This is a genomic window from Vibrio sp. 10N.222.49.C9 (assembly GCF_041474985.1).
Lineage (GTDB): Bacteria > Pseudomonadota > Gammaproteobacteria > Enterobacterales > Vibrionaceae > Vibrio > Vibrio crassostreae_C.
The window spans coordinates 105,488-119,134 of the sequence record NZ_JBFRVD010000029.1; the positions used below are offsets into that span (position 1 = coordinate 105,488).

13 protein-coding genes and 2 pseudogenes are annotated in these 13,647 nt (G+C 43.0%); 7 read left to right on the top strand and 8 right to left on the bottom strand.

Features of this window, described 5'->3' with window-relative positions:
* Position 1 precedes the first annotated feature (1 nt).
* The 4 genes from AB4585_RS13285 to AB4585_RS13300 all read left to right on the top strand — a co-directional run bounded on the left by AB4585_RS13285 (position 2) and on the right by AB4585_RS13300 (position 3,587).
* Positions 2–748 (top strand): phosphatase, encoded by a 747-nt coding sequence (locus AB4585_RS13285; RefSeq protein WP_017059533.1) that lies wholly within the window; start codon positions 2–4, stop codon positions 746–748.
* Between the two features lie 144 nt (positions 749–892).
* Entirely contained in the window at positions 893–1,288 is a 396-nt protein-coding gene (locus AB4585_RS13290) for a cytochrome b562 (RefSeq protein ID WP_017059534.1), read from the top strand.
* Positions 1,289–1,589: 301 nt separating this feature from the next.
* Positions 1,590–1,940, top strand: coding sequence for a hypothetical protein (locus tag AB4585_RS13295; protein ID WP_017064798.1), 351 nt, complete (start codon positions 1,590–1,592; stop codon positions 1,938–1,940).
* Between the two features lie 111 nt (positions 1,941–2,051).
* Positions 2,052–3,587 carry a PepSY-associated TM helix domain-containing protein gene (locus AB4585_RS13300; RefSeq protein WP_372111612.1) on the top strand — a complete coding sequence of 512 codons (1,536 nt, stop codon included), beginning with the start codon at positions 2,052–2,054 and terminating at the stop codon, positions 3,585–3,587.
* A 111-nt stretch (positions 3,588–3,698) separates the two neighbouring features.
* Here AB4585_RS13300 and AB4585_RS13305 read toward each other — a convergent pair whose 3' ends face one another.
* Both AB4585_RS13305 and AB4585_RS13310 read right to left on the bottom strand, forming a co-directional pair.
* Complete coding sequence (locus AB4585_RS13305) at positions 3,699–4,082, bottom strand: VOC family protein (RefSeq protein ID WP_017069423.1); 384 nt, start codon at positions 4,080–4,082, stop codon at positions 3,699–3,701.
* Positions 4,082–5,014, bottom strand: coding sequence for a LysR family transcriptional regulator (locus AB4585_RS13310; RefSeq protein WP_065584581.1), 933 nt, complete (start codon positions 5,012–5,014; stop codon positions 4,082–4,084). Before AB4585_RS13310 ends, AB4585_RS13305 begins: the two co-directional genes overlap by 1 nt.
* A 455-nt stretch (positions 5,015–5,469) precedes the next feature.
* Between AB4585_RS13310 and AB4585_RS13315 the strand changes: the two genes are divergently transcribed.
* Complete coding sequence (locus tag AB4585_RS13315; protein ID WP_017064793.1) at positions 5,470–6,663, top strand: glycine C-acetyltransferase; 1,194 nt, start codon at positions 5,470–5,472, stop codon at positions 6,661–6,663.
* Positions 6,664–6,773: 110 nt separating this feature from the next.
* Positions 6,774–7,805 (top strand): L-threonine 3-dehydrogenase, encoded by a 1,032-nt coding sequence (gene tdh, locus AB4585_RS13320; RefSeq protein ID WP_050649238.1) that lies wholly within the window; start codon positions 6,774–6,776, stop codon positions 7,803–7,805.
* 111 nt (positions 7,806–7,916) lie between these two features.
* Here tdh and AB4585_RS13325 read toward each other — a convergent pair whose 3' ends face one another.
* Complete coding sequence (locus tag AB4585_RS13325) at positions 7,917–8,732, bottom strand: tyrosine-type recombinase/integrase (RefSeq protein ID WP_372170032.1); 816 nt, start codon at positions 8,730–8,732, stop codon at positions 7,917–7,919.
* A 36-nt stretch (positions 8,733–8,768) separates the two neighbouring features.
* Between AB4585_RS13325 and AB4585_RS13330 the strand changes: the two are divergent.
* Positions 8,769–9,666: pseudogene (locus tag AB4585_RS13330) on the top strand (IS3 family transposase); the annotation flags it as partial.
* Positions 9,667–9,802: 136 nt separating this feature from the next.
* Here AB4585_RS13330 and AB4585_RS13335 read toward each other — a convergent pair.
* The 5 genes and pseudogenes from AB4585_RS13335 to AB4585_RS13355 form a co-directional block, all read right to left on the bottom strand.
* Positions 9,803–10,033: a hypothetical protein gene (locus AB4585_RS13335; protein ID WP_004735670.1), complete on the bottom strand. Its 231-nt coding sequence runs from the start codon at positions 10,031–10,033 to the stop codon at positions 9,803–9,805.
* Complete coding sequence (gene gspS2, locus AB4585_RS13340) at positions 10,034–10,399, bottom strand: type II secretion system pilot lipoprotein GspS-beta (RefSeq protein ID WP_136974880.1); 366 nt, start codon at positions 10,397–10,399, stop codon at positions 10,034–10,036.
* A complete protein-coding gene (locus AB4585_RS13345) occupies positions 10,356–11,492 on the bottom strand; it encodes an alanine/ornithine racemase family PLP-dependent enzyme (RefSeq protein WP_136974881.1) in 1,137 nt (378 codons plus the stop codon). The genes gspS2 and AB4585_RS13345 overlap by 44 nt, the downstream gene beginning before the upstream one ends.
* A complete protein-coding gene (locus AB4585_RS13350) occupies positions 11,489–12,691 on the bottom strand; it encodes a DUF1611 domain-containing protein (protein ID WP_372155024.1) in 1,203 nt (400 codons plus the stop codon). The genes AB4585_RS13345 and AB4585_RS13350 overlap by 4 nt, the downstream gene beginning before the upstream one ends.
* A 164-nt stretch (positions 12,692–12,855) precedes the next feature.
* Positions 12,856–13,563, bottom strand: a pseudogene (locus AB4585_RS13355) (IS5 family transposase); the annotation flags it as partial.
* Between the last annotated feature and the right edge of the window lie 84 nt (positions 13,564–13,647).

The following is a 13,647-nucleotide window of genomic DNA, read 5'->3' on the forward strand; positions in this document are numbered from 1 at the left end:
CATGGAACTCAAAGTAGATACTCACACCCACACATACGCAAGTGGTCATGCTTACAGCACATTGATCGAAAACGCCAAGTCGGCAAAGCAAAATGGTTTAGCCATGTTTTGTACTACTGATCATTCAGAATCAATGCCGGGCGCGCCACACTATTGGTTCTTCAGCAATCAGCGTGTGCTCCCTCGTTTTATTGAAGATGTCGCAATTATTCGAGGTGTTGAGTCAAACATCATGAACACACAGGGTGAAATCGACATTCATCCGAGTGTGGATAAGAACTTGGATTGGGTGATCGCGAGTTTTCATGAGCCAGTATTTCGCCCATCGGATGTCGCTACCCATACAGAAGCATTGTTGAATGTGATTAAGGGCGGTCGAATTGATGCGCTTGGTCACTTAGGCAATCCTAATTTTGATTTCGATTTCGAAGCCGTTATTCAATGTGCGGTTGAGAACAACGTGGCGATTGAGATCAACAACACCACACTCAAAGGCAATAGCCGAGTTGGCAGTGTTGACCGCTGCTATGAGATTGCAAGAATAGCGAAAGCGAAGGGTGCATTTATTACAACAGGCAGCGATGCGCATTTCTGTTTAGATGTCGGTGGCTTAGACTTAGTCGCAGCATTGTTAGATGAAGTGGGCGTAGATTCGAGTAAAGTGATTACCCATTCGCCAAAGCAGTTCCTAGCCTTTTTGGCCTTGCGCGGTCGTAATGAAATCCCAGAATATTCAGATCTTGTTTAAGAGAATGTCGGCGGGTTTGCATTTCGACACAATCAATTTTTGTGCCTGAAAGATTTTTGTATACACTAGCCGAAAATAATAAAGTCGAAGTGCCACAGTAATGACGGCTCTAACTTCAAAGACACCGCTTCACTTGGAGAAACAATGAAAACTCGCTCAATCCTTTTATCTGGCTTAATCGCTGCTTCAGTATTGTCTGGCAACGCATTTGCTAATGTAGACCTTAAGAAAAACATGCAAGAAATGAAGCTTGCGTTCAAACAAGCGGCAGAAGCTCAAAGCATTGAAGAGATGCAAAAGCCTATCGTTCGTTTAGATACGCTAGTGGCAGAGCTGAAAACGGGTGTTTACCCAGTCGAGAAAGAAGACAACTTCATGGAAGGCTTCAAAAAGATCAGTGCATCACTGGATAGCATTGAGCAGAAGCTAGACCAAGGTGACTTAGCGTCGGCACAGCAAGAACTTCGTACTATTGATGGCCTTCGTGAAGAGTACCATGAGAAGCGTAACCCAAGCATCTGGAGCAAGATCTTCGGTTAATTCGTTAATCATGAACGTTTGCTAGATAGGTAACAAAGAGCAAACCTCAAGATTCGATTTCTAAAACGCCGCCTTACATTACCCTCTTTCGAGGAAGGTGTAAGGCGGCGTTTTTATTGTCTCTTTTATCGAAAGCCTGCTGCAAAGAGATGAGTATTACTTTCTTAGTTTTAGTGTTGTAACCAGTATTTAACGAAAAAGAGTGTGCGTTAGCTTCAATTTTTTAACTTGCTGTTAATCTTTACGTTTACCTATATTCCAAGTCCCTCATAATAAGGGAAATTTATAAAGACTTGGAATAATGCGCCGAACCTCGTTCAACTTCTTCATGTTACTTGCAACAGCATTAAGCTGGGCGCTAGTGACATTAATGCCTGTTATCAATGCTCATGGTAATAGTGCGGGAGTATGGGCGTCGTTATGTACGGTCAATGGCTTTGAATTGGTTCAAATCGAAGAAGGCGAACCTAATACTCATAAAGGAAAGCCGTGTCCGTTTAGCCATTTTTCCACGTTTCACCAAGATGAACTTCCCACTACACTACTGACAACTCGACTGAGTTCTATTGTCTCCGACAGCTACGCTTTTTTGGCTCTAAGCGAACGCTACACGAGGCAAGCCCCGCGCGGCCCTCCCTTTGTTATTGCTTAAACCTAACCCATTAAAATAATTAAAAAATAAAGTATTAAGTAAAGTTAAACATGCTCAGATTACTTTCTGATTTTTCAGAAGGTATGTTTGCGTGTGTCAAAGGAAATTATAATGTTGAGAAATGAATCTCAAACCCCTGCGAAAGCACAAGCAACTTCGCAGTCTAAAAGCAGTGCAACAACCGGTTCGGAAACCAATATAAAAAGCAAAGACCGCAATAAAACCCTCTATTTCCTCACATGGCGCTGGCACTTCTATGCTGGGCTATTTGTTATCCCGTTTATGTTAATGCTGAGCATTACAGGTTTGGTGATGCTGTTTGATGATGAAATCGAATTGACTTTCCACCACGAAGCCCTAGAGATTGTTGCATCGGGCGAGCCGATTAAAGTGTCACAACAGTTAGCTGCAGTACAACTTCAATACCCACAAGGTTCGGTTACCCAGTTTGTTCCGAGCAAAGCTCCTGATCTGGCTAACCGCTTTTCGGTAGCACTTGTAGACGGCACATCGGTCTTCGCCACGGTAAATCAATATACGGGCGAAGTGGTCGGAGAGATTCCGCGTAGCGACAGCCTGTACCAACTCGCGAATGACATTCACGGCACTTTGTTGATTGGTGATTGGGGTGATTATCTAATTGAAGTCGCAATAAGCTTGTCTATTCTGTTGCTCATCAGTGGTATTTACTTATGGTTACCTAGAGATAACGCGAGCCGCGCTGGTTTTCTTAAGCTTCGATTTGGTTCAGGAACGCGTATTTTAATGCGTGATCTGCATGCGAACATTGGAGGTGTGTTATCGCTCGTTCTGTTGTTGTTTATTCTGTCTGGATTGGCATGGACAGGTTTTTGGGGCGGTAAGCTTGTTCAAGCATGGAGCACTTTCCCTGCTCAAATGTGGGACGATATTCCGCTGTCTGATAAGACGCACACATCGCTTAACCATGGCTCAGAGGAAGAACTTCCATGGAATCTAGAACAAACACCGCTGCCGTTGTCTCAAGATAAGCCTGCAGAACATGTACATCACGTGGAAGAGGCATCTGAACCTCATGATCACTCTAAGATGGGCGAAGACCACTCTCAACATGTGATGTCAGCAAGCAGTTTCGGGATTGATGATGTTATCCAAAAAGCGCACTCACTTGGTTTCACTCAATACAAGGTGAATTTCCCGCGTTCAGAAACAGGTGTTTACACGGTCACAGCCAACACTATGGGCGGTGACATCATCGATCCAACGCAGGATCGTACTACGCACCTCGACCAATACTCAGGTCGTATTCTGGGTGAGGTGACATGGCAAGATTATAACTTCATTGCCAAAACGTTAGCGGTAGGTATTTCATTGCATCAAGGTGACATCAGCATCATTAACAAGCTTCTAAATGCTTTGTTTTGTTTGGCGTTCATTGTTGTGTCCGTGACTGGCGGTGTGATGTGGTGGATACGTAGACCTTCAGGTCAAAGAAAGCTTGGCACGCCACCGAAGTTTGGCGATGCAGGGCTTTGGAAGACAGGTTTAGTGATCGTGATAGTTATTTCAGTACTGTTTCCACTGGCGGGAGCGACGATCGTGACAGCAATGCTGCTGGATTGGTTACTATTTTCACGCGTTGAGAAATTCAAGACGGCATTGAGTTAATTGATATACAAACTGACCTCCTTTTTGAGGAGGTCAGTTTCATTATTCAGATGACATGCTCTGTTTATTAAGAAGACGTTAGACTTGTACAGCTCTATATTTGATAAAGCTCTAGATTTCATAAAGCTCTAACGGAAGCCCGTCAGGATCGGCAAAAAAAGTAAATGCTTTACCTGTAAATTCATCAATTCGGATCTGTTCGACTTCGATTCTTTGTTCTTCCAAATAGCTTTTGATTTGTTGAACGTCATCAACACAAAAAGCTAAGTGTCTTAGCCCTTGAGCTTCAGGAAAGCTAGGCCTTTCTGGCGCGTTAGGGAAGCTGAATAGTTCTATTTGAGCACCATTAGGTAGCGCTAAATCAAGTTTGTACGACTGGCGAGCCTCACGATAGTTTTCGGCAATTATCTCAAGTTTCAAAATCTCAGTGTAAAAGTGTTTCGACGCGTCGTAGTTTGAACAGATTATGGCCGCGTGGTGTATTCCTTTCAGCATCAGTTTATTTCTCCTGCCAACTTGTCACCTAAGTGCTTCATGGCGTAATCAATGAATACACGCAGTCGTGCGGGCATATACTTGGTTTGAGCAAATTGCATCGCGATAGCACCATGGTAGTTACTCTTGATGGTCCAATCTTCCAACACTTGTACCACGGAGCCTTCAGCCAACGCATCTTGAATCACGAAGTCATGGAAAATACCGACGCCTAGACCTTCTTTCACACCTTTCAGTCGCATCTGCGAGTGGTTAACTGCGTAACGTCCACTGACGGGTACTGTGTGAAATTCATCATCTTTAAGAAAATCCCAAATGTGATCTTTGTCTGTCTCTGCAAGATACAAACAGTCGTGTTCAGACAGCTCGGTAGGGTGGTGAGGAATCCCCTTGGCATCTAAATAGTCAGGGCTTGCACACAACACGAGGTTTGTTTTTCCTAACTCTTTCAATACTAAGCTTTCGTCGGGCTTATCAGTCAGGCGGAAAGCAATGTCGATGCCTTGACGTAAAATATCGATGTCGCCGTCAGCCGCTCTCAATTTAAGTTGGATTTCTGGATACTGATTTAAGAATGGAACAACGAAAGGCTGCAATACCGAATTCAAGAAGGCTTCAGGCGCCGCTACCGTTATCGAGCCTGCAGGTTCGGTATGGTCGGAGGTAGACAGTTCAACGGCTTGTTGCGCTGCGTTGATCATCACCACACTCTGATCATAAACCAATTGACCCGCTTGCGTAATGATAAGGGTACGAGTGGTACGCTCAAACAGTTTCACCGATAGCGCTTTTTCCAAGCGGGTGATGAGCTTACTCAAGGCTGATGGTGTCACGCCTAACTGTTTTGCTGCAGCCGTAAAACTACCTTCGTTAACCACCAAAATGAACGAGGCGAGATCCGGAAGCAGGGCGATGAGTTTTGGGTTAATCATAAGTATCCAGTTAAGCTAGTTTCAACGATGAACTTAATGGTCATTGTGAGCGATTTACTTTGATTTGTGAATCAATTTCATTAATTGATTGACGTGATTGCTCTGATAGGTTGTTGTGTTTGAAGCTCATCTGTATAGCGGCGTTGCTGCTGCGCATTCTGAGATGAAAAATTGAGATTTGATATGAAAGCGAAATTAGACGGAAATTATAGCTAATTTGGCGTTTAAAAAAGCAGGTGAAGGGCGTTAATGTGCCCTATGTCACTGGGATGAACTATTATTAGTGCCTGTTATTCATTAATGTTTTTCCAACTAAAGGGATAATCGGAACGGGGATGTTCAACTAGAATATAGGCATAAGTTTTACAGTGTAAATGATCGTGTTGAGATCGTTTACATCCCTACATAAAGCGGCGCGCGATGCTGCTAAATTATAACTAGGAAGGAATGAGACAATGTCTTCTGCATTTTACCAACAGATTCAAACTCAAATCGAAGAAGTTAAAGAAGAAGGTCTTTACAAGTCTGAGCGCATTATTACTTCTGCACAAAAAGCAGCGGTTTCTATCTCGACTGGTGAAGAAGTACTAAACTTCTGTGCAAACAACTACTTAGGTCTTGCTAACCACCCAGCTCTTATCGAAGCAGCTAAAGATGGTATGGATCAGCACGGTTTTGGTATGGCTTCAGTACGTTTCATCTGTGGTACTCAAGATTCTCACAAAGAACTAGAGCAAAAGCTTTCTACGTTCCTAGGTAAAGAAGACACTATCCTTTACACATCTTGTTTTGATGCAAACGCTGGTTTGTTCGAAACAATTCTAGGTAAAGAAGACGCAATCATCTCTGACGCACTAAACCACGCATCTATCATCGATGGCGTTCGTCTGTGTAAAGCAATGCGTTTCCGTTACTCGAACAACAACATGGAAGAGCTAGAGCAGCAACTTATCGCTGCTAAAGAAGCTGGCGCTCGTCACACACTAATCGTAACTGACGGTGTGTTCTCAATGGACGGCGTAGTGGCTAACCTTCCTGCTATCTGTGACCTTGCAGACAAGTACGATGCACTAGTAATGGTTGATGACTCTCACGCAGTGGGCTTCATGGGCGAAAACGGAGCGGGTACTCACGAGTTCCACAACGTTGTAGACCGTATCGATATCATCACTGGTACTCTTGGTAAAGCAATGGGTGGCGCTTCAGGCGGTTACACTTCTGGTAAGAAAGAAGTGATCGACTGGCTACGTCAGCGTTCTCGTCCATACCTATTCTCTAACTCTGTTGCTCCTGCAATCGTATCTGCGTCTATCCGCGTTCTAGATCTTCTTGCGGAATCTGGCGACCTACGTACTCAACTATGGGAAAACTCTGCTCACTTCCGTACTCGCATGGAAGAAGCTGGCTTCACTATGGGCGGTGCAGACCACGCAATCATCCCAATCATGCTTGGTGATGCAAAAGTAGCGGCTGAGTTCGCTGAGCGCGCACTAGAGAAAGGCATCTACGTTGTAGGTTTCTCTTTCCCTGTAGTACCAAAAGGTCAAGCTCGTATCCGTACGCAAATGTCTGCTGCACACTCTCGTGAGCAACTAGACCGCGCAATCGATGCGTTCATTCAAGTTGGTAAAGACATGGGTATCATCTAATTTTAAAGGGATGCCACGAGCATCCTTTAATTAGATAGAGCAACACCCAGTAGAATATATAGATTTTTGATTCTCGCCTTACAGTTAGGCGAGATGAACTAGGTAACATTATGAAAATTAAAGCACTTTCTAAGCTAAAGCCTGAAGAAGGCATTTGGATGACCGAGGTTGAAAAACCTGAAATGGGTCATAATGATCTTCTTATTCGTATTAAGAAAACCGCAATTTGTGGTACTGACGTACATATCTACAACTGGGATGAGTGGTCACAAAACACAATCCCAGTACCTATGGTAGTAGGTCACGAATACGTGGGTGAAGTTGTTGGCATCGGCCAAGAAGTTCGTGGTTTTGAAATCGGCGACCGTGTATCTGGCGAAGGTCACATCACATGTGGTCACTGTCGTAACTGTCGTGGCGGCCGTACTCACCTTTGTCGTAACACAACAGGTGTTGGTGTTAACCGCACTGGTGCGTTCTCTGAGTTCCTTGTGATCCCTGCGTTCAACGCATTTAAGATCCCTGCAGAAATCTCTGACGATCTCGCTTCAATCTTTGACCCGTTTGGTAACGCAGTACACACAGCACTTTCTTTCGACCTAGTAGGTGAAGACGTGCTAATTACTGGTGCTGGTCCAATCGGTATCATGGCTGCAGCTGTTGCTAAGCACGTTGGTGCTCGTCACGTTGTAATCACTGACGTAAACGAGTACCGCCTAGATCTTGCGAAGAAAATGGGTGTGACTCGCGCAGTAAACGTGATGGAAGAGAAGCTTGAAGACGTAATGTCTGATCTTGGCATGACTGAAGGCTTCGATGTAGGCCTAGAAATGTCTGGTAACCCATCTGCGTTCAACAGCATGCTGACTAACATGAACCACGGCGGTAAGATCTCTCTACTAGGTATTCCACCATCAGATATGGCAGTAGACTGGAACCAAGTAATCTTTAAAGGCTTGGTTATCAAAGGTATCTACGGTCGTGAGATGTTCGAAACTTGGTACAAGATGGCTTCACTGATTCAATCTGGCCTAGATCTAACACCAATCATTACTCACCACTTCAAGGTTGATGACTTCCAAAAAGGCTTTGACGCTATGCGTAGCGGGCTTTCAGGAAAGGTTATCCTTGATTGGGAATAGTCTAAATTAGGCTCTCATTAGCAAAAGGCGACAGGTTAAATTGTCGCCTTTTTTACGTCTAAAACCGCTAAATAACGCTCGATTACAGTGGCTGTCGCCATTTTGTCGCCATTAATTTTCTAAAGGATTGAGGTGAACTGCCTGCATCAAATGCTCGGGAGCAAAGTGAGAATACGCCATTGTCTGCTCAATTTTTGTGTGACCTAGAATCCGCTGTAACACCAAAATATCCCCTTTATTCATCATAAAGTGCGAAGCAAATGTATGCCGTAGAACATGCGTTGCTTGCCCACTTGGAACATGATTAGGTAAAGCCCTTTTAATGTAGCGCCAGGCATCCTTATAAGTAGTGTCAAAAATCTTATGGTCGTTCACTGCGATATCTAAGATCTCATGATACAAAGCAGGTGAGATGGGCACACTTCGATTTCTCTTACCTTTTGTCTCGGTGTAAGTTAGCTTGAATTCAGCTACTTGTGAACGGGTAAGAGTGAGAGCTTCACTTATACGAGCACCGGTGGCTAAGCAAATCTTAGAGATTACAATGAGCTGTGGAATCGAGACTGTAATTACGCGGTTGAAATTCTTCAGGTTAAATAGGAACTCTTCAATTTGTGGCTTGGTTAGATATGCCAGGTTCTTCTCGCTAGTTTTGATTGTATCGATAGCTTCAATCGGGTTGGGGTATTTCCATTGATTGTACTTGATTAGTTTCTTGAACATTCCCTTTAGATAAACCAATTCCATGTTATGTGTTGTTGGTGAAATCTCAACAGATTTATTTTTGCCACGGTAAGGTATTCGTGTTGCACGATAGTCCAAGTAGTCTCGTTCTTTAAGGTGGTAGGCAATCGGGTTACCTAATCCTTCAATTGTTTTGGCTATCAGATCCCGAGCTTGCTGATTCGCACTAGTAGTTTTGGACACTGAGTTAAGTGAGTACAATCACTAATGAGGTGAACCATAACAAGCAAGAAGAAACGTATTATCCATTCTCCTGAATTTAAAGCCGAAACCCTGAAGTTGGCAGAGAAAGTGGGAGTCGCTACAGCTGCAAGACAGCTCTCGTTACATGAATCTCAGATCTATGGTTGGCGAAAAGCCACAAAGAAGAATTCTAATATTAGCCAACGAGAACAAGAATTGGCCGTTGAAGTCGCTAAGCTAAAAAGGCAGTTGGCAGAGCAAGCAGAAGAGCTAGACATCGTAAAAAAGGCCGCCACCTACTTCGCGAAAAATCTAAAGTAAATTGCTATGAATTTATGCTCGAACACCTGCTGAGTTTCAGTATTTCCCGTATGGCTAAGGTGTTCAGAGTTTCTTGAAGTGGGTTTTATTATTGGGTTGAGAACCGCCACAAGGCGATTCAACGTGAGACAGAGCGCCAAAAGCTTGATACCAAGGTAAAAGAAGCCTTTGACGTTAGCAAAGAATGAGATGGCTCAGACGTATTCAGAAAGAACTGGCAGAGAGCGGTGATAACCATAATGTTAAGACCATTGCCGCCAGTATGAAACGTCAGGATTTAGTAGCGAAAGCAGCACGCAAGTTTAAGTGTACAACGGACAGTAAGCATAAAATGCCCGTTGCTCCGAACTTGCTCACTCAAGATTTTAACGCAACGGCTCCGAATCAAAAATGGGCAGGAGACATTACTTATGTTGCCACAAGCGAAGGCTGGCTGTACTTAGCTGTCATTATTGACCTATATTCAAGGTAAGTAATTGGTTGGTCTATGGATACGAGAATGACGGCCTCACTGGTCTGTGATGCCTTATCGATGGCTTTATTCCGTCGAGGATTCCCTGAGCAGGTTATAACTCATAGCGATCGAGGTAGTCAGTACTGCTCGAAAGACTATTTCAATTGCCATTACGCTGAAAGTTGTTACCCATTCACCTCTACACTTGATTGTTTTCAATACGTTAAGTGCAAATACTACTAATCTGCCCAAGGTTTAGAGGACCTTGAACAGATTAGGTATACACAAGCTTAAATCAAACGTTGGAACGCGCGTTTTTCTTCTTTGATTTATAGGCTTTCATTGAAATTTTTAAAGCAAGCTGTTTTTGTTTAATTGAAATGAGTTGTCTCGTTACGACCTTATGGTGTAACTCTGTGATAAAGTTTTTTTCCCAAGGCGTAAGACGGTCAAACCTCAATAAAATAGTGTCATTGAGTACATTGAACAACTCGTATTGGCTTTTATCCATTCGACTGCTAAGCATTCAATTAGAGCACTTAGCTAGAGAAATGACGTTAAGGCTTTCTACTTTCTCATTTTTTCCTAAGGTTATGATTCGATAAGAGATCCCACTCTCTAATAGTGGTCTTATTTCGATGTTGTCACAAAAACTAATGGCGACTTTTTCTACTAAGCTGTCCATATTCAAAGTTTTCTTTTTTACGAAAACAAGAGTGACACTATTGCCCTCTGACTGAGCATTTACGAGTGTGATTGAGCCTAACTCTTGTGGAAGTTGGCTTGAGATAACCGTCGCTCTATAATCGGCAAGCCCATTAGATTTTATTGGGCTTATCTGACAACCGTTAAGCATGACACTGACGAAGAGAATTACAGTTGTTCGTAGCATTATACGCTCCTTCTTCCTTTCTTCTCCCTTTAGGTGCCTTAAAATATTTATGGATATAACGTGAAGACATAGAAGATAAGAGCGCACTATAATCTAAACTGAATGTGACTTTTTCCCCTACAAGTAGTGGTTTCTGTGAGGATTCAAGGACAAGATGATCACTGGTTGAAGACATGATCTTAATCCCATTCGGAGCCTTAAGCCCGCTGACACAAACATCTTGGCGGCCTAATGCTAGAATAGCTTGTGAGACCTCCCCTCTATCTTGAAGGTTTTCTTTTTCACCAAAAGCATTTAACCCCCGACTCCCCCAAGGCAAAGTCGGTTTAGTCTTGGATTCAATCACTTCAGCGGTCAAAGAAACCGCATCCGTATGTAAGCCTTTGATATTTTCGTGCTCTAAAGGCTCACAGCCTAAAAAAATTGCTTCTCCTATACGAAGGTTATTGACTCGAGTTAAGCCCGTTCTCTGAAGAGCCCAGTTAACTGAAGCAGAATTACCCCCTGAAATAATTTCTAGACTGACCCCAAATGTAGCTTCAATTCCATCGGCAAGCTCAGAAAGAATACTCATATTTTGATCATCTGGAGCGACACCATACCGACAGGCTAAATTCGTACCAATTCCTTTTATCGTGATGTTTGGTAAAGAAATAATCTCTCGGATAAAATCAATCACGCGATTTGGCATCACACCTTCTCTGAGATCGCCAAGCTCAACCATAATAATGATACCGTGACAGCAATTTTGTTGTTCCGCTGCATGTGAAAGCCTCTGAATCACTTCAACTTCAGAGTTTAAACTCATATCACTGTATTTTATTACGCTTGCCACTTGACTGAGCATGGGTGTACGTATCAGCATTTTAGGGATAGCAATGCCAATTTCAGTCATCTTTTGAAGATTTTCGATTCTTGAATCGGCTAACATTGTTGCGCCAGCATCAATAAGAACTTGTGCGATGATAGGGTGGCCGAGGAAGACTTTTGTTACAGGCGTAACGGATATATTTTTCAGTGATAGCTGAGAAATCAGGAACTGAGCGTTATGATGAACTTTCCCACAATCGATGTCTAACCTAGGGTAGTTCACCCTTTTTCGGCCAGTTTACTTGCTATTATAGGGAAGGCTGACGTTACGATGTGCAGTAGATGTTCAACAGGCTGTGACAAGACATCAGTAACCGGTAGACCAAATTCGGTAGTGTAAGTGTCTATCGCACAACGTGTTTCATCCAACGACATATCTTCATGATTCAGTGTTAGTCCAATAACATTGGTATTAGAAAACGTTTCGATAAGATTGATTTCTGAGGCAATCGAAGGCATTGGGCAATCAGGAAAATCACTACGATATAAACGTTTAGGGGCATGTTGCAGTATCACACCCGTTGGACAACTGCCACGTAAGATAAAAGCGCTGGTTGAAAACGCAGGGTGACTCAAGGCTCCTTGCCCTTCAATAATTATCAGATCCGGATTTTCTTTTTCATAGGCCTGTACAATGACAGATTCCAACTCACCGGCACAAAATTGTGAAGGGACAGCATCGAGTGCAACGCAGTATTGTGCGCCTTGCATAATACCTGTTTGACCAGTGGCAATCAGAACGACGTTAAGGCCTTTTTTAGTCAGTTCATTCGCCAATATTGTTGCTGTTGTTCGTTTTCCTAGCGCGCAATCCGTCCCCATTACAGCAATTCTCGGACATTTAACGTTGTGTATTTTCCCGCTAAACGTTTTCAGATCGCCTTTACTTTTGGGTTTGCGAGTATCGAATATTCGAACGTTATTCTTTAAACTGGCTTCTAAAAATAGAGGATCATCGGTTAGGAATTCATGTAAGCCATTTACGATGTTCATTCCTAGTGACATGGCATTTAAAATGATACTTTTATCTAAGTCAGATAAAAAGCCACTTGATGGCGCAATACCAAAAATGAAGTAATCAGGAATGCTTTCTGCGTGAATGATAGCTTCTTCAGCATTAGCAAGGATAGGTATTCCATTGGCTTTGTTATCAAGAACTTCACCAGCATCTAAGCCAGCAGACCCACTATCAATAACCGATAAAATACGATAGCTTAACGAATGTCTCACTAACCCATTAGCGGTTTTACCATCAATTTTACCGAAATTACCTTCGCAATATATAATCGCAGAAGGGATGACAGGTTTTACTTTTTGAGCAAGTGGTAACCAAGGTGCGAAATGGGGTACGTTGTTGGTATCTACATTTTCAATTCTAGAGAGTCTGAATATATTTCTTAACTTTTCGGTTGAGATGGACATAATTAAAGCCTGCAGTATGGCTTAGGAGGGCGACTAAGGAGTGCCGAGTTGCGAGTTCGGAAAAGAAAAGAAGTCCCTACTAAGCGGTAGGGATAACAACCAAGGTAACACACTCACCAGACTTTTGTTGGTTATTATTAATACGCTTTCTGAGTCTATTACTTTCAGACTTCGCCCACTTGAGCGTTGTAATTTCTCAAACTCAATTTACCGCTTGTTAATCCCTTGTATCGAGACATTGCGGTCTCAGATATTGAGCGATAGTGATAACCAGACTCTGTTTTCCACTCCGATATTGTCCCATTTTTCAGAGCCGTTACTGCTTCGTTTCTGGGATGACCATCCTCCCAATGTACTGCATTCTTTCGAGGTGGTATCAACGGAGTACAGCCTTTATTTTTCAGGGTTTCATGACAACTTTTTGTGTCATATGCTCCATAGGTAAATTCGGTATGAACCTTTCTGCGTAAAGGGTTGAGTAATGTTGGTAGCACTTCACTATAGCCAACATTTACAAGGCTGACTTCCGCACTAATCGCTTCGTGAGTATCCACATCTACAGCTAAGTGCAGCTTATGCCATGTTCTTCGTTTTTCTGCACCATGCTTTTTTACTTTCCACTCACCCTCACCAAAGACTTTGAGGCCTGTCGAATCAATGGCTATATGGTGAATAGCCCCTCTAGACCTATTGCGATATTTGACCTGAACCGTCTTCGAGCGTTTACTAATACATGTGTAGCCAGGAGAGGTCAGCGGAACATCCATTAGCTCAAAGATAGAGTTGATAAAACCTTGAAGAGCACGTAATGGCAGAGAGAATATCCCCTTAATCATCAGGGCAGTTTCAATCGCTGTATCAGAGTACTGGAACTTAACTCAGTGTCCAAAACTTCTGGCACGGATCACTATGAATCCTAACCAAGGCCATTGGAACGGCTTTGTTTCCTAAATCAG

What these genes read in the sequence shown, in the direction of transcription:
- AB4585_RS13285 (WP_017059533.1), top strand. Translation starts at nt 2, where the DNA reads ATGGAACTCAAAGTAGATACTCACACCCACACATACGCAAGTGGTCAT.
- AB4585_RS13295 (WP_017064798.1), top strand. Translation starts at nt 1,590, where the DNA reads ATGCGCCGAACCTCGTTCAACTTCTTCATGTTACTTGCAACAGCATTA.
- AB4585_RS13350 (WP_372155024.1), bottom strand. Translation starts at nt 12,691, where the DNA reads ATGTCCATCTCAACCGAAAAGTTAAGAAATATATTCAGACTCTCTAGA.
- AB4585_RS13335 (WP_004735670.1), bottom strand. Translation starts at nt 10,033, where the DNA reads ATGCTTAGCAGTCGAATGGATAAAAGCCAATACGAGTTGTTCAATGTA.
- tdh (WP_050649238.1), top strand. Translation starts at nt 6,774, where the DNA reads ATGAAAATTAAAGCACTTTCTAAGCTAAAGCCTGAAGAAGGCATTTGG.
- AB4585_RS13315 (WP_017064793.1), top strand. Translation starts at nt 5,470, where the DNA reads ATGTCTTCTGCATTTTACCAACAGATTCAAACTCAAATCGAAGAAGTT.
- AB4585_RS13310 (WP_065584581.1), bottom strand. Translation starts at nt 5,014, where the DNA reads ATGATTAACCCAAAACTCATCGCCCTGCTTCCGGATCTCGCCTCGTTC.
- gspS2 (WP_136974880.1), bottom strand. Translation starts at nt 10,399, where the DNA reads ATGCTACGAACAACTGTAATTCTCTTCGTCAGTGTCATGCTTAACGGT.
- AB4585_RS13305 (WP_017069423.1), bottom strand. Translation starts at nt 4,082, where the DNA reads ATGCTGAAAGGAATACACCACGCGGCCATAATCTGTTCAAACTACGAC.
- AB4585_RS13290 (WP_017059534.1), top strand. Translation starts at nt 893, where the DNA reads ATGAAAACTCGCTCAATCCTTTTATCTGGCTTAATCGCTGCTTCAGTA.
- AB4585_RS13300 (WP_372111612.1), top strand. Translation starts at nt 2,052, where the DNA reads ATGTTGAGAAATGAATCTCAAACCCCTGCGAAAGCACAAGCAACTTCG.